Source organism: Methylococcus capsulatus str. Texas = ATCC 19069, assembly GCF_000424685.1.
In the GTDB taxonomy this organism is placed as follows: Bacteria; Pseudomonadota; Gammaproteobacteria; order Methylococcales; family Methylococcaceae; genus Methylococcus; species Methylococcus capsulatus.
The window spans coordinates 1-17459 of the sequence record NZ_AUKJ01000020.1 but is presented as its reverse complement, the minus strand read 5'-3'; the positions used below and the strand labels follow the sequence as shown (position 1 = coordinate 17459).

The 17459-nt window shown below is 66.2% G+C and carries 16 protein-coding genes; 15 read left to right on the top strand and 1 reads right to left on the bottom strand.

From position 1 onward, the window contains the following. The first annotated feature begins 43 nt into the window (after positions 1-43). Genes H156_RS0108790 through H156_RS0108770 form a run of 5 tightly spaced genes read left to right on the top strand, consistent with a single transcriptional unit; the run spans position 44 to position 8608 of the window. Entirely contained in the window at positions 44-925 is an 882-nt protein-coding gene (locus H156_RS0108790) for a hypothetical protein (RefSeq protein ID WP_017364378.1), read from the top strand. A gap of 28 nt (positions 926-953) precedes the next feature. Next, the gene (locus H156_RS0108785) at positions 954-2003 is read left to right on the top strand and encodes a 4Fe-4S binding protein (protein ID WP_010959789.1); all 1050 of its coding nucleotides are present in this window, start codon (positions 954-956) and stop codon (positions 2001-2003) included. A 52-nt stretch (positions 2004-2055) separates the two neighbouring features. Then, positions 2056-4974 (top strand): assimilatory sulfite reductase (NADPH) flavoprotein subunit, encoded by a 2919-nt coding sequence (locus tag H156_RS0108780; protein ID WP_238536798.1) that lies wholly within the window; start codon positions 2056-2058, stop codon positions 4972-4974. Between the two features lie 27 nt (positions 4975-5001). Further along, on the top strand, positions 5002-5808 hold the full coding sequence (locus tag H156_RS0108775) for a multiheme c-type cytochrome (protein WP_017364380.1): 807 nt from the start codon (positions 5002-5004) through the stop codon (positions 5806-5808). 28 nt (positions 5809-5836) lie between these two features. Then, a complete protein-coding gene (locus tag H156_RS0108770; RefSeq protein ID WP_017364381.1) occupies positions 5837-8608 on the top strand; it encodes an NHL repeat-containing protein in 2772 nt (923 codons plus the stop codon). On the opposite strand, the gene H156_RS17655 is transcribed toward H156_RS0108770, so the two are convergent. Further along, positions 8596-8727 carry a hypothetical protein gene (locus tag H156_RS17655; RefSeq protein ID WP_017364382.1) on the bottom strand — a complete coding sequence of 44 codons (132 nt, stop codon included), beginning with the start codon at positions 8725-8727 and terminating at the stop codon, positions 8596-8598. The genes H156_RS0108770 and H156_RS17655 overlap by 13 nt on opposite strands. A gap of 101 nt (positions 8728-8828) precedes the next feature. Between H156_RS17655 and H156_RS0108760 the strand changes: the two genes are divergently transcribed. From H156_RS0108760 to H156_RS16000, 10 genes are all read left to right on the top strand, one after another. Next, positions 8829-9374: a DsbE family thiol:disulfide interchange protein gene (locus H156_RS0108760; protein ID WP_017364383.1), complete on the top strand. Its 546-nt coding sequence runs from the start codon at positions 8829-8831 to the stop codon at positions 9372-9374. Positions 9375-9426: 52 nt separating this feature from the next. Then, positions 9427-10101 (top strand): DUF3450 domain-containing protein, encoded by a 675-nt coding sequence (locus H156_RS0108755; protein ID WP_017364384.1) that lies wholly within the window; start codon positions 9427-9429, stop codon positions 10099-10101. After that, complete coding sequence (locus tag H156_RS0108750) at positions 10098-11309, top strand: MotA/TolQ/ExbB proton channel family protein (RefSeq protein ID WP_017364385.1); 1212 nt, start codon at positions 10098-10100, stop codon at positions 11307-11309. The genes H156_RS0108755 and H156_RS0108750 overlap by 4 nt, the downstream gene beginning before the upstream one ends. Before the next feature lie 7 nt (positions 11310-11316). Continuing rightward, on the top strand, positions 11317-11814 hold the full coding sequence (locus H156_RS0108745; RefSeq protein WP_017364386.1) for a MotA/TolQ/ExbB proton channel family protein: 498 nt from the start codon (positions 11317-11319) through the stop codon (positions 11812-11814). Beyond that, positions 11811-12245, top strand: coding sequence for an ExbD/TolR family protein (locus tag H156_RS0108740; RefSeq protein WP_017364387.1), 435 nt, complete (start codon positions 11811-11813; stop codon positions 12243-12245). Before H156_RS0108745 ends, H156_RS0108740 begins: the two co-directional genes overlap by 4 nt. After that, the gene (locus H156_RS0108735; RefSeq protein ID WP_017364388.1) at positions 12242-13048 is read left to right on the top strand and encodes an energy transducer TonB; all 807 of its coding nucleotides are present in this window, start codon (positions 12242-12244) and stop codon (positions 13046-13048) included. Before H156_RS0108740 ends, H156_RS0108735 begins: the two co-directional genes overlap by 4 nt. Before the next feature lie 549 nt (positions 13049-13597). Further along, on the top strand, positions 13598-15865 hold the full coding sequence (locus H156_RS0108730) for a TonB-dependent receptor (protein ID WP_238536799.1): 2268 nt from the start codon (positions 13598-13600) through the stop codon (positions 15863-15865). 23 nt (positions 15866-15888) lie between these two features. Next, the gene (locus H156_RS16005) at positions 15889-16635 is read left to right on the top strand and encodes an energy transducer TonB (RefSeq protein ID WP_051220199.1); all 747 of its coding nucleotides are present in this window, start codon (positions 15889-15891) and stop codon (positions 16633-16635) included. 17 nt (positions 16636-16652) lie between these two features. Beyond that, entirely contained in the window at positions 16653-17309 is a 657-nt protein-coding gene (locus H156_RS0108720) for a MotA/TolQ/ExbB proton channel family protein (protein WP_010959801.1), read from the top strand. Between the two features lie 12 nt (positions 17310-17321). After that, a partial coding sequence (locus H156_RS16000) for a biopolymer transporter ExbD (protein ID WP_036246316.1) occupies positions 17322-17459 on the top strand: 138 nt, incomplete at its 3' end.

Here is a 17459-nt window from a genome sequence, read left to right as displayed (position 1 = left end):
AGGCCGGAGCGCGTGGCCGGGACCGGGCAGGTGGTTGGCGGGAATGATGGCGTGGCTGCTCGGCACCGGCATCGCGGCTGCGGGCGCCGAGGACAGCTATGCGACCACGAAGAAGCTGCCCCCCCTGCACCACGTCACTGGCGTCGTGTTGCCCGAGGAGATGAAGACGCCGAAACGCCTGCCGCTGCGCGAGGACCGCGAGCTGCGCTGTCCGACCTGTCATGGCGTCGAGGACATCGACAGGGTGCCGTACCGCCTCATCGACCGCAGCCTGCCGGATTTCCTGCGGGGCGGGCCTTACGACGAGCTGGATGCCTTCTGTTACCAATGCCACGAGGAAAACAGGTTCAAGCGTCCCAACGTCCACATCATGCTGGACAAGAGCGGCAAGCTCCAGGAGGAACACTGCACCTATTGTCACGAGGAGGTTCACCGGGAGCGGGACCGGCCGCTGCGCGCGCCGGACTACAAGCTGCGGCTGCCGCCGGAAAATCTTTGCTACGGCTGCCATTTGAAGACGCCGCACTTCAATGCGCTGGAACATCAGGAATCGAAGCCCGACGCCCGGATGAAGCTCCACATGAAGGACTCGAAGGAGCGCTACGGGATCATTCTGCCCCTCAGCCGGGAGGGCAAGGTCATGTGCCCGACCTGCCACGCCCCGCATCAGCCGGGCGTCATCGATGCGCTCAATCCCGCCGCCGGCCGGGTGGACGACGCCGATCTGGAAACCGGTGTCAGCTACCGCGAGCACCCCTGGGATGCGGTGGTGCGGGAAGACAAGAAGGCGAGGCTGGAGACTTTGAGCGAACAAAGCGGACGACGATTCGAGCTGGGGTACCGGCGGATCGACAAGGAAGTATTGCTGAGGCTGCCGGCCAAGAACGGCGAGCTGTGCCTGGCCTGCCATCAGTTCGACGAATGACACCAACCCATCCGCGAGGAGCAAGACCATGAATGCCCTGACCGCGAAACTGACCGAAAAAATCCGATCGGTGCCGAAGATCCAGCGCTACCGCTACTTCTGGATCGCCGTATCCTGCGCGATGTTCCTGGGGCCGCTGGCGGTGCTGCCCGGCCTGGCCGGCAACACCGACCTGTGCGGAAAGCTGTGCATGCGCCGCTTCTATCTGTATTTTCCCGGCATGAGCTGGGACGACCTGTTCATGCATGTCTCGGTGGCCCTGATCGGGGTGGTGGCCTTCTTCGTCATCATCACCTTCACCTTCTTCTTCGGACGCATCTGGTGTTCCTTCATCTGTCCGGTCGGCGGGTTCTCGGAGCTGGTCAGCCGGATGCTGGGCGACCGCTGGAAGATCGAATACCGCGGGCTGCCCCAGGTCCAGATCCGCTACGGTTATCTCGCGGTCTACATGGGGCTGCTGCCGCTACTGGGCGTCAGCGCCTGTACTTTGTGCAACTTCATTACCGTACCTCGTTTCGTCGAGGCGCTGAGCGGTGGCTTCGTCGGTCTGGCCTTCATCTTCTCCACCGTAGGACTGGTCAACCTGTCCCTGCTGTTCCTGCTCGGCTTCTTCGCCAGCAAGGGGCGCGCCTACTGCCAGTTCCTCTGCCCGATCGGCGCCATCGACGGACTGGTGAACCGGCTGGGCGCGAAGTTCCGGTTCACCCATCACATCCGGGTCGACAAGCAGCGCTGCACCGGCTGCACCGAATGCGCGAAGAAATGCATGTGCGGGGCCATCAAGATGGTGGACAAGGTCGCGGTGGTCGATCAGTTCTCCTGCATGTCCTGCCACGACTGCGTCGATGCCTGTGACTGGAATGCCATCGAGTGGACCACGGCGCCCCGGAACAAGACGCCCAAGCGGGTCAAACGCGGCATCCAGATCCATCCGGAGCCCCAATGGCAGGCGGTGGTGAGGATGCGGCCGAAACCGGCACCGACCGCCCGGGTCATCCACTGGGGACGGGTGGTCAACGGCGTGATCGTCGCGGGTTTCTCCGTATTCCTGTTCGCGACCGCCGTGTGGTTGCACTGAGCTCGAGGAACTTGAATCCGCACCGATGCGGCAGCGATTTTTGAATTCGACGATGATGCGGTACGCGTGTTCTCTTTGTCTGGCCGGGCTGTTTTGGATCGCCTGCGGCTGCGCCCTGGCCGCGGAGCGGCACAGCGATCCCGACGGTTGTTTCTCCTGCCACGGCCTGCCGGGGCTCGAATACCTGGACGACCACGGCGTGCTGCGGGTGGCCACGATCCTCAAGAGCGATTATTACGGCTCGCTGCACGGCAGCGTGCCCTGCAAGGACTGCCACCGCAAGATCGAGCGCTATCCGCACAAGCCGGAGGAGGGCTATGTGGACTGCTCCGAGTCCTGTCACCTCAAGGAGCCGTCCAAGGACAGGGCCTTCACCCACAAGCCGGTGGTCGACGAGTTCAAGAAGTCGGTCCACGGCGCCGGCCATGCGCCGGGAGCGACCAAGGATTTCCATGGCGGCAACCGCCTCGAGGAGGAGACCAGCCAGCAGAATCCCTCTTGCCGGCGCTGCCATTCCAACACCCCGTACATCAAGGACGCCAACCTGGAGCGTTTCAAGCAGGAACTTCATCACACCGAGACCGAGTGCGGCACCTGCCACCAGGGCGAAACCTGGCGCAACCAGTTCAGCGGTCACATCCTGCGCAGACTGGTCGGCAAGAACTACGACAAGATGGAAGCCAACGCCATGTGCGTGGACTGCCACGGCGATCATGAAGCCATGGCGAAAGTGGAAATCCAGGATCCGGAAACCAAGGAAAGGAAGAAGGCCAGTTTCCGTTTCGCCCACGCGACCGACAGCTACGCGAAGACGCTTCATGGCCGGCTCCTCGCGGTCGACGACGAGTCCGGCGCAAGCTGCATCGACTGTCACGCGCCCGACGGTTTCCGCCATGGCATCCTGCGGGACGAATCGAAGGACTCACCGACCCATCCCGACCGGCTCGGCGAGACCTGCTCGCAGGCCGGCTGCCATGGCTATGCGAAGAGCCCGCTCAATCTCGGATTCCTCAACACCGACCTGCACGATCTGGACTTCCTGCGCATGGAGGATTTGTCTTTCGCCCTGGACTTCTCCCGCCTCGATTCGGCCTGGTATGCCGCCGCCTGGGTACTGGGTCCGCTCGGCCTGATTTTCCTGACATCGAGCCTCCTCTCGCCGCTGTCGCGTTCCCGGCGGGCGCCGGTCACGGAGGTCGTGGGCTACGACCACTTCCAGCGCGTGATGATCGGCGGCGGTTCCGCCAAGGACGGCCTGTGGCGGCGCATCCGGGGTCGGCTGGTCGGAGGGACGCCTGCCGTACCGGTTCCCGCGCCGCTGGTCGAGCCCGATGCCCCCATCACGTCGCTGACCATCCTGTTCGGCTCCCAGACCGGCAACGGCGAGGGCGTCGCCGCCGATCTCGAAGCCCGGCTGAGGGCCTGGGGCTACAGCGTCGAGCTGGCCGACATGGCCGATTACGATCCCCGTGAAATCGTCAACGAAAGGCTGCTGTTCGTCATCGTCAGCACCCACGGCGAGGGTCAGCCGCCGCTTCCGGCGGAGAAGCTGCACGGCTATCTCTACGCCGAAACCGCGCCGCGGCTGGAGCACCTCAAGTTCGCCGTGTTCGCCCTCGGCGACAGCAGCTACAAGCACTTCTGCAAGGCCGGCAAGGATTTCGATGCCTTCCTGCAGCGACTGGGGGCGAGCCGGGTGCTCGACCGGGTGGATGCCGATGCCGATTTCGAAGAGGCGGCAGCCGCCTGGATCGACGCAGTGCTCGGCTGTTGCCGCGCCATCATCGGCGACACCGGCATCGAACGGCCGCTCGAGGCCGAACCGGTGGATCACGCCGTGGCCAAGTCCGGCTACGGCAAGACCCATCCCTATCCGGCGGCGGTCCTGCGCAACGTCAACCTCAACGGGGAGGGCTCGGCCAAGGAGACCCGCCATATCGAAATCGATCTCGGCGATTCCGGTCTGAGCTACGAGCCGGGAGATGCCCTCGGCGTCTATCCGAAGAACGACCCCGCCTACGTCGAAGCCTTGCTGGCCGCCTTGCAGGCCGACGGCTACAGCGAGGTGACCCTGGGCAAGGAGACCCTCAGCTTGCGGGAAGCGTTCTACAAGCATCTCGACATCACCGGTCTGAGCCGGGTGTTGGTCGAGAAATACGCGGAACTGTGCGACAGCCGGGTTCTCGCCGGCCTGCTGGCCGATCCTGATCCCGCACGGCTCGAAGGCTACCTGTGGGGCCGGCAGATCATCGATCTGGTCGAGGATTTCCCGATCCAGGGCATTTCGCCCCAGACCTTTGTCAACGTCCTGCGGCGCCTGCCGCCCCGCCTGTATTCGATCGCTTCCAGCATGAAGGCCCATCCCGGCCAGGTGCATCTCACCGTCGGCGCGGTGCGTTACCACGCCCATGGCCGGAACCGGGAAGGGGTCTGTTCCACCTATCTCGCCGGTCGCATCGGTCCGGGGGAGCGGCTTGCCATCTTCGTGCAGCCGAACAAGCATTTCCGCCTGCCCGAAGACCCGGAGACGCCGCTCATCATGGTCGGGCCGGGCACCGGCATCGCGCCGTTCCGGGGTTTCGTCGAGGAACGCGAGGTCACCGGCGCCAGGGGCCGGAACTGGCTGTATTTCGGCGACCAGCGCCGCGCCACCGATTACCTCTACCGGGAGGAATGGGAGGACAAGCTCAGGCGGGGCGTGCTGACCCGGCTGGATCTGGCTTTCTCGCGCGACCAGGAGCGGAAGGTATACGTACAGACGCGAATGCTGGAGAACGCGAGGGAGATGTACGCCTGGCTCGAGGAGGGCGCCTGTTTCTACGTCTGTGGCGACGCCTCGCGCATGGCCCAGGACGTCCACCGGGCGCTGCTGGCGATCGTGATGCAGGAGGGCGGAAGGACGCAGGAGCAGGCCGAGGAATACCTCGAGGCCATGGCCGCCTCCCGGCGCTATCTGCGCGACGTGTACTGAGCCGGTTTCGCCGAACGGTGCTTGGAGATGAAGTTGAAGGACAAGATGAAGTTGGGACCCGCGGGTCTGGTGCTGTCCCTCTCGTGCTGGGCGAACGGCGGTTCGTCCTTCGCCGGCGAGCCGCTGTTCGTCCAGCGGGTCGAGTCGGCCGCGCCGACGCGGGAAGCCATCGGCAAGGCGGAGGAACAGGTGCGCGAGCACAAGGACGTCAAGCTCCGGGAAAGGATGGCGGTACCGGCGTTCCACAAACGGATCGAGCCGCCACTGCACGAAGGCGAAACCTACTGCCAGGGCTGCCACAGTCCCCAGCCGCACAGCAAGAAACTCCGTACCCGCAGTTTCCTCAACATGCACAGCCGTTACGTCGCCTGCGAGACCTGCCACTTCCGGCCCGAGGACGTGCGGCTGGAGTACCGCTGGTTCGACTATGCCGCCCGCCGGCCGGCCGCTGCCGATGGCAGCCGGTTCCGGACCGGACGGAACCTGGACAATTCGGTGCCGATCGACGGCAAATTCAAGATCGCGCCGTTCTACCGGGGCGAGCCGGCGTTCGTCCTGCCCGGAACGGCGTTCGCCGAACGGGTCGGCCGCGAGTGGCAGGAGGGCGATCTCGCCGCCAGGGCGCAGCTCAAGGCCCGTCTGCATGCTCCATTGAGCAAGGAAGGTCCGGCCTGCGCGAAGTGCCATACCGAAGACTCCCCCCTGCTGGATCTCTCGGCCCTCGGCGCGGATTCGCGTCAGGCCTCGGCCATCCGCAGGCATGTGATCCCGCAGTTCTTCGGCCGTTACCAGTCCGACGACGAACGGCTGAAGATCATCGACATCCTGCGCTGACGCGATCATGGCGAGGAACGTTGCACTCGTGCTGCGCCGTGCCGCCGCGATCGCGGCCGGTCTGATCGGGCTGTGGCCGGTGGCGGCCGGCGCGTTCGAGGCGGTGGTGGCGTCCGATCCGGTCGGGTACCAAGCCGGCTTCGAGCAGCCTTCGGCCGTTGCCACGGACGGTGAGGGCCGGGTCTACGTGCTCGACGGCGCCCATCACCGGATCGTGGCGCTGTCGCCGGACGGTGAAGTCCTTCGAATCCTGGGCGGCGCCGACCTGCTGAAGCTGCCGATGGACTTCGCCCTGTCGGAGGAAGGGCTGGTGGTCGCCGACACCGGCCATCACCGGTTGGTGTTGCTACGCCCCGAGGGTGGGGTGCTGAAGGTGCTGGAACTTCCCATCGAACCCATGCCGGAGCCGTCCCCGCAGCCGGGCGGATCGCCATCAGCCAGCTCCCCGCCGAGCCTGCCGCCGGAGCCGGTGGCCGTCAGCGTACAGGACGGCGTCGCCTTCTGGGCCGACCGGCGCAGCCACCGCGTGTGCCGGACCCGGCTGGCCGACGGCCGGGGGCTCGGCTGCTTCGGCGGGCGCGGCGGGGAGCCGGGGCGCTTCCAGTACCCGTTCCAGATCGCGCAGGACCGCGACGGTTATTTCAACGTGGTGGACATCGTCAATGCCCGCGTCCAGGTATTCGACAAGAGCGGGCGTGTGTTTTCCCAGATCGGCCGTTTCGGCCTCGACGAGGGCGAGTTGTTCCGGCCCAACGGCCTCGCCGTCGACCGGGAGCAGGACGCGTTTTTCGTCAGCGACGGCTATTTCGGCACCATCTCGGTGTTCCGCAAGGGTGAGTTCCTGGGACTGCTGCGGCAGGCGGACGGCCAGCCGGTCAGGCTGGACTCGCCCACCGGACTCCATTTCCGCGACGGCCGGCTGTACGTCGCCGAAACCGGCGCCAGCCGGGTCTGGAGCTACCGGGTGAGCTATCCGGGGCGTGCCGTCTCCAGCAGGGGAAGCGGCCAGCGTACCGAGCTGTCGCAAAAGGATTGCCTGCTCTGCCACCTGTCCTGGGCCGGCGATGCGCCGCCCGAGGTCCGCGCCGCCGATACGGAAGGCGCGCTGCCGGAGGCTTCCTACCGTATGTGCTACAGCTGCCACAACGGCGCGGTCATGGACTCGCGCCTGACCATCCACCGGGGTGCACAGCATCCCACCGTCTACGAAAGCCCCAAGGAAAAGAAGCGCCATGCGGGGCTCAAACCGCGCAAGGACAAGCTTCCGGACAAGTTTCCGGTCACCGGGAACAAACAGCTGCTCTGTACTTCCTGCCACACCCCGCATACCGACGCGGACAAGGCGCAGACCCTGTATCCCGCCCACGGCAATGCCTGGCTGCGCGTGCCGAACCGCGGCGGCGACCTGTGCGAGCGTTGCCACGAATCCAAGGTCAAGGGCGCTCGTGTCGACGCGCCGGTGCCTGCGGGGTCCGCCGAGGGGACCAAGGGCCGCAAGGGCCTCAACCATCCGTTGGGGATACGCTTCATGCCACCGCCGCATCCGGAGGCCAAGGGCTATCCCACAGAGAACGAATTGCGCAAAGGACTGCCGGAGCGCCTGACCGCCGGCGGCGCCGCGCTCGGTGATCACAAGGAGCTGATCTGCCAGACCTGTCACCAGGTCCATGGCGGCCACGGCGACGGCAAGACCACGGTATTGGAAACCGCCGAGGGCGAACTGTGCGCCGCCTGCCACCGGCGCCAATTCACCAAGAGCAAGGAGGAGGCCCACGAGAAGGGCGTGCACCCGGTCAACGTCAAGCGCGAGCCGGACGAGTCCGGCGCCAGGCCGGTGTTGTGGAAAGGCAGGCCGGAAATCACCGAAGTCGGTTGCCAGACCTGCCACCGCGTCCACGACGGCAGCGCCGGCACCTCACTGCTGCCGGAAGGCGTGGCGAACGCCGAAAGCCTGTGCAGGAACTGTCACGAGCGCCAGCACGCCGAAGACGAGAAGGACGCCAGGAAGAAGGGCGTGCATCCCGTCAACGCCGAACTGGACGAGCCGGTGCGGATCGGCGGCAGGGAAGTCCGGACGGTGGGCTGCCTCACCTGCCACTCCGTGCACGGCGGAAAACCCCATACCGCCGCCCTGGTGGAGACCGACCGAGACGGCGAGCTGTGCAGCCATTGCCATAAACGGAAGCAGACCGTCGTGGGTACCGACCACGACCTGCGGATCACCGCCAAGGACCAGAAGAACGCCCTGGGCGAACTGCCGTCCGCCACCGGCGTATGCGGAAGCTGCCATACGCTGCACCGCGGCAAGGGCGACCGCCGCTTCCTGTTCGCGGCGAGGAAGGTGGAGCCGCAGCCCGGCCCGGCGATGGACGAGACGCCTTTCGAGCGGGATGGACTGTGCCTGAACTGCCACCAGAAGGGCGGGGTCGGCGAGAAGAAGGTGGTCCATCACTTCAGCCACCCGCAAAGGGATCTGGTGCTGCGCTCCGATCAGAAGATCCTGCCGCTATTGGGGGCCAGGGAAGAGCCGGCGGACTTCGGCGGCATCGCCTGCATCACCTGCCACGAACCGCACGTCTGGGATGCCGACAAGATCCCGCCGCCGGGCAAGGACGGGACGATCGCGCCCTCCGCCAACCGGGAAAACCTGGAAGGCAGCAACCGCGACGCGTTCCTCCGGGCGAAGGACGCCGACAAGGTGTTCTGCGTCGACTGCCACGGTCTCGACACCCTGGTGAAGTACAAGTACTACCATGATGCCAGGCGCGCCCGGAACCGGGGGGTGGATTATCTGCGGTGAAGGGTCCATTGAGCGTTCTTCTGCCGGTCTTCCGGTTGCAGACCGGCGATCCGGTCGGCCCCGGCGAGACCATTCAAACGGAGGCCGGTTTCATCGTCCAGGTCGATGTTGAAATGCACGGCATTTTCCAGGTAGTGCCTATCGATTCATGGGATCATCCCCGACGAGCGCAGTCCGGGGTGTCCAGTCCTTCTACACCCGGCCTGTCAGGAGTCCGGCCATGCCCCGTCTCTTTCTCCTTCTCCCGCTGCTGATCTTTTCCATCCTGGGTTTTTTGTTTTTCCAGGGCATGAACCTCGATCCCAATACGCTTCCCTCGCCGCTGCTGGGCAAGCGTCTGCCGGCGTTGGAACTGCCCGCGCTGCGCGATCTGTCCAGAACGATTCGTGACGGAGACATCGAGGGACCTGCATTGGTCAACTTCTGGGCGAGCTGGTGCGCCGCCTGCCGCGACGAGCACGCGCTGCTGGTGGACCTCGCCCGCAATGCCGGCGTGAAGATCTACGGCATCGATTACGTGGATCAGCGTGATGCGGCACTGGGCTGGCTGGACCGTCTCGGCGATCCCTATGTCGAGGTGCTGTTCGACGAACGTGGTACCCTCGGTGCGGCGTTCCAGGTCATGGGGGCCCCGGAGACCTATGCGGTGGACGGCGACAACATCGTCCGCTACCGTCATGTCGGCAGGCTGACCTGGGAGGTCTGGACCGCGATGCAGGCAGCCCTGGCCGGTCCGGCACTTCGCCCCGGATCGCCGGAGGAGTGATCGAGGTCGCTGCGATTTTCACGTTGATCGAGACGACCAGGGTGAGGCGGTCATGAAGTTTCTGGACTCGACCCGTGCAGATACGGCCCGGCGCTTTCCGCTCCGGCCCCTGTTCGCCAGTGTCCTCCTCGTCACCGGAGCCTTCTTCGGGCAGGCGGCCGTTGCGCCGGCTGCCGACCGGACGCCGTCCGCGGACCGTGCCGGCAAGGAGGGGCCGCCGGAAGCGCCCGCCCGTCCCGCTTCTTCGGCTCCGCTGCCCTTCGAGTCAGCGGTTCCTGCGCTCCTCCAGGCCGCGGTGGCCCGGTTGAGGCAGGAGATCGAGAACGGCCCGCCGTTTTCGCTCACCGAGCGCAAGCGCCGCATCGACGGGCTGGAAAAGCTGCTGGCCGAGCCTGGTGTCGACATCGCCGAAAAATACCGGCACGTTCTGGAGGCGTACCGGGCGGAACTCGAATATGGGAAAACCGTGGAAGCCTACCGCGACCTGCTGCGGACGGAGGAGGGCGAACGCCTGGTCGATTTCCTGAGCATCGGCCGTCTGGCCCTGTATTATCAAACCCTGGATGGCCGCGAGTCGGGCATGTGGGACGACCGCGACAGGCAATGGCACAGACTCGCGCCCCGCTACGACCGCGCCATCGCGCTCGGCCTGCGCGCCGCGCGCAAGCTGGAGCCCCCGCAGCTCCTTCCCTTGCCCCTGCCGGGGCCACGGTCGCCTTCGCCATGAAGGGGCTTCCCCTTTTCCGGAACCTGGCCGGAGCCGCCGCGGGACTCGTGTTCTTCGCGACGGCCCGGCCCGGCTTCCCGGCACCTCCGCCGGAACCATCTGGCCTCGGGGCCGCGCCGACCGCCGCCCTGGAAGCATTGTTCCTCGCGGTTCGGGAAAGCGCTGCGAATCTCAAGCTCTTCTACGAGCAGAATTACCTCGCCGGTGACGGCCCCGGACAGCGCAGACTCCTCGATCGCCTGGCCGATCCGCAACACGTGCCTGCCGCCGCCGAACTGGAAGACCTGTTCGCCAGCCTGGGGGCCCAGATGGACGCCCTGGGACGCGTGTCGACCTTCCGGGCCCCGGTCTATGCTCCGGATGGACGGATGGCGGAACGCGAGGTAGTCCGGCTCGGCGGCTTCGGTTTCATCGCCGGCAGGCGTTATCTGGTCTACGCGCCCGAGGTCCGCGCCCTGGCGGAGCTGGCGCGCCAGCCGTCTTCGGCCCTGCTGGATCTGGCGCAGCGGTTCGCCCAGGTGGATGCGGATTCGCTGGCGCCGGTCGCTCTCGACCCTTCCGGTGGTCAGACCTTGCAGCTACTGGTGCAGGTGCCGGATCTGGCGGAACGCATCGCCCAAGGGGGCGCGGTCGGCTACCTCATCCTGGCGCTGGCCACGTTCGCGCTCGTCCTCGGCGGCTGCCGGTTTGCCGACCTGGCGCGGACGAGTCGGCGCATCCGCAGGCAGTTGGGATCGCTCGAGGCGCGGTCCGACAATCCCCTGGGCCGGGTGCTCCTTCGGCTGGAGCAGGCTCAGACCGAGGACGAGGACGCGCTGTATCTGACGGTGGATGAAGCCCTGGCCGGCGAGCGGACGCGCCTGGAACGGGCTCTGGGGCTCCTGAAACTGGTCGCGGCCATAGCGCCCATGCTGGGGCTGCTCGGCACGGTGACCGGCATGATCCGGACGTTTCAGGCCATCGCCCTGCACGGTTCGGGGGACCCCAGGCTGATGTCAGGGGGGATTTCCGAGGCGCTGGTGACCACCGTCGAGGGTCTGGTGACCGCCATACCAATCCTGCTGCTGCACAGCGTGCTGGTCGGCAAGGCCCAGACATTGGGCACGCTGCTGGAGGCACAGGCCTCCGCCGCCCTGTCCGCCCGTCTCGCAGGCCGGCGAGACCGGATCGTTCCGGTCGCGGGCGGGCCGCGGCTCCTCGAAGGGTGACGGTGGGATGGCAGCGGCCGGGTCTTCGTCTGTGGTGGATACCGTGCTGGCCGCGGCTCGGCGCGTCGAGGAGCTGATGGATGCGGGCGGTCCGGTGATGTGGCCGCTGCTGGGTGTTTCGCTGCTGTCGTGGGGGCTGATCCTGGACCGCTACTGGTATTTCCTGCGCGTATTGCCCAGGGTGCGGAGGCGGCCCCGTTCGGAGGTGGAGGCCGTCGAGCTACGCATCGCGCTGTGGCGCCATCTCCGGCTCATCCGGACGCTGTCCGGCATCCTCCCCATGCTGGGCCTGTTGGGGACCGTCACGGGGATCGTGGAGACCTTCGACCTGATCCGGGTGTTCGGCAGTGCCGAAACCCGCATCGTCGCACGCGGCGTGTCGCAGGCATTGATCACGACGCTGACCGGCCTGGTCATGGGGCTCTCCGGCGTGGGTGCGGGTTATGACCTGAGCCGGCGGGCAGAGGCCGGCGAGCGAGCCATGATCGGGAGCCGGTCGCCATGAAACGCCGCGGTTCGTTCATGTCGCGGACCGGCGGCGCCGAAGAGAGCGCCGATGCGATCAACCTCACCCCCCTGATCGACATGGTGTTCATCCTGCTGATCTTCTTCCTGGTGACGACCTCGTTCATCCACGAGTCGTCCATCGCAGTGCAGCGTCCCAAGGCCGCCACGGCGACGCTGGCGCGCAACGTCGAGGTCGTCGTCACGATCGGCGCGGACGAGCAAGTCTGGCTCAACAACGTCTCGGTGGACGTCCGCCTGTTGCGCGCCCGCCTCGAAGGTTCGGGACTCGGCAATCCGGCGCGCTCGGCCATCATCCTGGCCGACGCCCGGACCACGACGGGGCTGCTGGTGAAGGTCATGGACCAGCTCCGGCTGGCCGGCTTCACCAACATTTCGGTGGCGGCCAGCTCCTCGCCCGAACCTCCGTGAACGCCGCCACTCCCGGCATACCGCTACGCGCGTTGGGGGCGGCGTCAGCGCGCTGTGGCGGTGCCCTGATCGTCAATCTGGCCCTGCTCCTCTTGATTGCCACGCTGGTACGCCGGCAAGACTTCATCGAGGAGCCTGGGCCGCAGCCGGTACCCGTGGACTTCGTCCGGCTCCCTCCCAGACCCGCCGAGTCCGGGCCGCCACCGTCGCAGACACGGAAGACCGTGACCGAATCGCCCGCCGAGAGCAGTCCGTCGGATGCGCGGCCCGATTCCGCGAAGCCGTCCACGCCATCGGCGCCGCGTTTGTCCCGTGCCCCCGTCGTGTCCCGATCGAAGCCGGAGCCCCGGATGCCCGGCGTCGCCGCGCCCCGGCTGGACATCCCCGCGCGGGGCACGGGGGTGGAGTTTCCGGCCGTGGCTGGGACCGATTCGCGGCTGACGGCGCCGCCAGCGCAATGGAATCTCCGGAAGATGCCGGCAGCCCCGGGAGATCTTGCGAGCGGCGCCGAAGGCGCAGGGGGCGGCGGCAATCCCCTGATCGTCCTGTTCCGGGTCATGCCCGAATACCCGGAGGTGGCCCGGCGCCGGGGCATAGAAGGCTGGGTCCGGCTCGAAGTCCGGGTGACGGCGGCTGGCCTCCTCGGCGATGCCCGGGTCGTGGCTGCCAGCCCCCGCGACACGTTCGACCAGGTCGCGCTCGAGGCGATCCGGCACTGGCGTTTCAAGCCGGCGTTCCGGGAAGGCCGGGCCGTGGAGCAGCGGGCGATGCTGACGATGGAGTTCAGGCTCAAGCGGCGTTGAGTGCGCATGCCACGGCCCAATTGCAAAGGGCTGCGCCGCGGCCCGGTGAGATCGCGCAACGGATGTGTGAAGGCACCCTCTGTAGCGGATGAACAGGATGTAATCGATTGTTTATTGATGGATTTTTAATTGGTGTGATTGTTGCCTCACCGAGTTTCGTCCACTGAAGGGATTGATCCGGCCCCGTTTTTTTCTCTCTCCGTAAACGGCGAGGCAAACGTAGCGTATCCGCCTCTGAGGCATGGACTTCTGATCGCCGAAAACGGAACTGCGTGAAATGACACAGTATTGTGTGTGATATCGCTCAACATCTCCGGGCGGGGTCGTGGCCGGTCGTTTCGCCCGGCCCTGACGGCGGCGGGGGAGGAACCCGGTGGCGTGGATGCAACTCACTGATATGGCGTCGTCTTCTTCGTCCCCGCGGCCGGGAGGCTCGGCCGAGTGGCGACGGCGGGTCGACGGGGACGGGGAAAAGGGAAGCTTTGGGGAATGAATGGCGCAGAACTTGTAAAGCATTGGAGCCGATTCGCCATCAGGTGCAGGAAATTCATGAATACGCATTCAGGTTCAGGTTTGCCGGCAACCGGCGTTCGCCGTTCCCGACTTCGCCGCGAGGCGTGGGTCCTGGCGCCGTTCCTCTTCATCTTCGGTTCCGCCGGTCTTCGAGTCGGATCTGCCGAGGCGGCGGAAGACGTCGTGGAACTCGACAAGATCACCGTCTATGGCGAGGAAGACGAGGTTTCGCCCGAAACCGAGGATCTGCCGGAGGAGCAGCTGGAGGAAAAGAAGGCGCAGACCATGGACACCGCCAGCCTGTTCAAGGACGTGCCGGGGGTGAGCCTGTACACCGGCGGCGGCGTCTCCAGCCTGCCGGCGATCCACGGCATGGCGGACGACCGGGTCAAGATCCTGGTCAACGGCATGAACATCACTTCCGCCTGCAGCAACCACATGAACCCGGCGCTGTCCTATGTCGCGCCGGCTTCGGTCGGCAAGGCCTCGATCATGGCCGGCGTCACGCCGGTCAGCCAGGGCGGCGACTCCATCGGCGGCACCATCTCGGTCGACCCGGCGGCGCCTAGTTTCGCCAAGGCCGGGCAGATGGCCTACACCGGCAAGCTGGGCGGCATGTTCCGCAGCAACAGCGACACCTTCGGCAACAACTTCAGCGGCTCCATCGCCAGCGAAGACTTCGCCTTCGACTACGGCGGATCCTGGGCGAAGGGCAACAACTACATGGCGGGCAACGGCGGTCCGACCGTGCTGCCGACCCGGTATCTCACCACCAACATGAACCTGCGGGCCTCGACCAAGCTCGACAAAGGCTTCTTCTCCGCCGATGTGACCGGTCAGCACATCCCCTACCAGGGTTTCCCGAACCAGCGCATGGACGTGGCCGAGAACGACGGTCTGCTCGGCGGCTTCAGCTACGAGAACGACTTCGACTGGGGCAAGCTGGATGCGCGGGTCTACTACCACTCGACCTGGCACCTGATGGACATGTTGTCGGAGCGTAAGGCCGGCCGCATGCCGATGAAGGCCGACGGGTCCGACCTCGGCTACCGGGTGCGGGCGCATCTGCCGGTGGACGACGTCCACACCGTGCGGGTCGGCAGCGAATACTTCCAGCAGGGGCTGCAGGACTGGTGGCCCGGGCAGGGCATGCACATGCCGCAGGATTTCCTGAGCATCAACGACGGTCAGCGCAACCGCCTCGGCACCTTCGCCGAGTGGGAGGCAGCCTGGAACAAGGAATGGCTGACCCAGCTCGGCGTGCGCAACGACATGGTGTGGATGAACACCGGCCGGGTCCAGGGCTATGACAACGGTGCCTTCTACAGCTTCTGGGCCACGCCCTTCAACGCCGCCAACCGGTCGCGGGTCGATCACAACTTCGACGTCACCGCCACCACGGCCTTCACCCCCGATGCCAACAGCCGCTACGAGCTGGGCCTCTCACGCAAGCAGCGCTCGCCCAACCTGTACGAGCGCTATGCCTGGGCCGGGCCCAACTCGATGATCACCTGGTTTGGCGACGGCAACTCGTACCTGGGCAACCTGGACCTCAAACCCGAGGCGGCCTACACGGCGACTTTCACCGCCAACTGGCACGACGAACGGCAGCAGGTCTGGAGCGTGAGCCTGACGCCTTATTACACGCGGGTGAACGACTACATCTACGGCCAGAAGGTCGCGCAGTATTCCAACGGTTTCCACGGCATGCAGTTCGTGAACCTGAGCCATGCGGACATGTACGGCGGCGACTTCTCGGCCCGCTACGCCTTCCTGCCGGAATCGCCCGCCGGCAGCTTCGCGGCCAAGGTGGTCGCGGCCTACGTGCGCGGCGTGGGCAACGACGGCCAGCGCTCGATGGGTTGCCCCTACGTGGGGACCTCACTGGCAGGCCTGTGCAATAACGCTCAGCAATTCTGGCCGGTCAACGGCTTTCTGGCGCCGACTTCGGTCAACCTCTACCACATGATGCCGCTGAACGCGACCGTGTCGCTGGAGCACAGCATCCCCGCCGGCTCGGCCGTGGTCGACAGCGCGATTTCGGTGAACCTGGTGGACAGCAAGACGGCAGTGGCCCAGAGCTACGCGGAGCCGACCACGCCGGGCTACGTCCTGCTCAACCTGCGCACCAGCTACCAGCGCGAGCACCTCAGGGTCGACGTGGGCGCAGACAACCTGCTCAACAAGCTCTACTACCATCCGCTGGGCGGCGTGGACATCGTCGAAAGCATCAAGGCGCAAGACGTCGTCAGACTTCCCGCCATCGGCCGGTCGGTCTACGTGTCTCTGAACCTGGAGTTTTGACCGGGTATCTCGCCGCAGCAGCCATGGCCGCAGTTCCCCTTGTCCAGACCGACTCGAAGAGCAGCGGAGCCGAGTCCCTGTATCGCCCCGGCAGCGCGATTCTGGTGGTCGTGTCCCTGGCGCACCTCGCTGTCTGGTGGTCTTACCGGCAGTTGAAGCTGCTGGAACCGGAAGAGCGGCCGTCGCAGCCCATCGAGGTATCGCTGGAAATGATCGCCCCGGCGCCGAAGCCGGCGGAGCCCGCCGCCCAGCCCGCCCCGGCGCCGACCGCGCCGCCGAAGCCGGTCACCCCGCCCAAACCCAAGCCCGTCGCCAAGCCCAAGCCGTTGACGAAGACCCTGCCCAGGCCGCTCCCGGTCCAGCCCGAGCGGACGCTAGGGGACGCCGCGCCACGGAGCGAGCCGGCCGCGCCCCCTCCCGAAGCCTCGTCCGCCGCGGGCGGAGAAGGCGTGCCAGGCGGGAGGAGCGGTAGTTCAGTCCCCGCATCGACTCCCGCGAGTTTCAACGCCAATTATCTGCACAATCCCTTGCCGGAATACCCGGCGTTTGCCAGGAAGCAGCGCTGGCAGGGCAGGGTCATGCTGAAGGTTCACGTGCTGCCGAGGGGTCTTCCGGCGGAAGTCGAGCTGCAAGCCAGCAGCGGCCATGACATCCTCGACGAGTCCGCGCTGGAAACCGTCCGCCGCTGGCGCTTCGTCCCGGCCACCAAGGGCGGCAAGGCCGTGGCGAGCTGGGTCGTAGTGCCGCTCGAATTCTCTCTGACTCATTGACAGCACTGGCAGGAATCATGGTCACCGATACTTCCGCGCTCATCATCAACGTCACCCTTTGGGTGCTGATCTCGTTTTCCGTCCTGACCTGGACCGTCATCCTGCTGAAAGGGGGGCAATACTGGCGGCATGCCGTGGGTAACCGCCTGTTCGAGGAAAAATTCTGGAGTGCGGCCTCGCTCGACGAGGCGCGGCTGAGGATGGATGAGGCCGGCGGCTGTCCTCTGTACCGGCTGGCGAGCGCGGGTTTCCAGGTGTTCGACAGCGGCAACGGCAACGGTGCGGCCAGCCTGAAGCACCGCGGGGATCTGGTGGCGACCCTGGAGCGCAAACTCAAGCGCCAGCTGGAGCGCGAATCCCGGCTGTCGGATATCGGGCTCACGGTCCTGGCCAGTATCGGGTCTACGGCGCCTTTCGTCGGTCTGTTCGGGACCGTCTGGGGCATCATGCACGCCCTGCAGGACATCAGCCGAAGCGGCAAGGCCAGCCTGGAAGTGGTGGCCGGCCCGATCGGCGAGGCGCTGATCGCCACCGCCATCGGCATCGCCGTCGCGGTGCCGGCCGTGCTGGCCTACAACTTCCTGATGCGGCGCTCGCGCCGCAAGCAGCAGGCGCTGGAAATCTTCGCCGAAGACTTCCTGCACCTGGTCGCCGCCGAGACCGCCCACCGCTGAAGGAGAGACGCCATGGCCATGAAAACCGGGGGCGACAGCGACGAAGTGATGAGCGAGATCAACGTCACCCCGCTGGTGGACGTCATGCTGGTGCTGGTGATCGTGTTCCTGGTGACGGCGCCGCTGCTGACCCAGAGCATGAACGTCAAC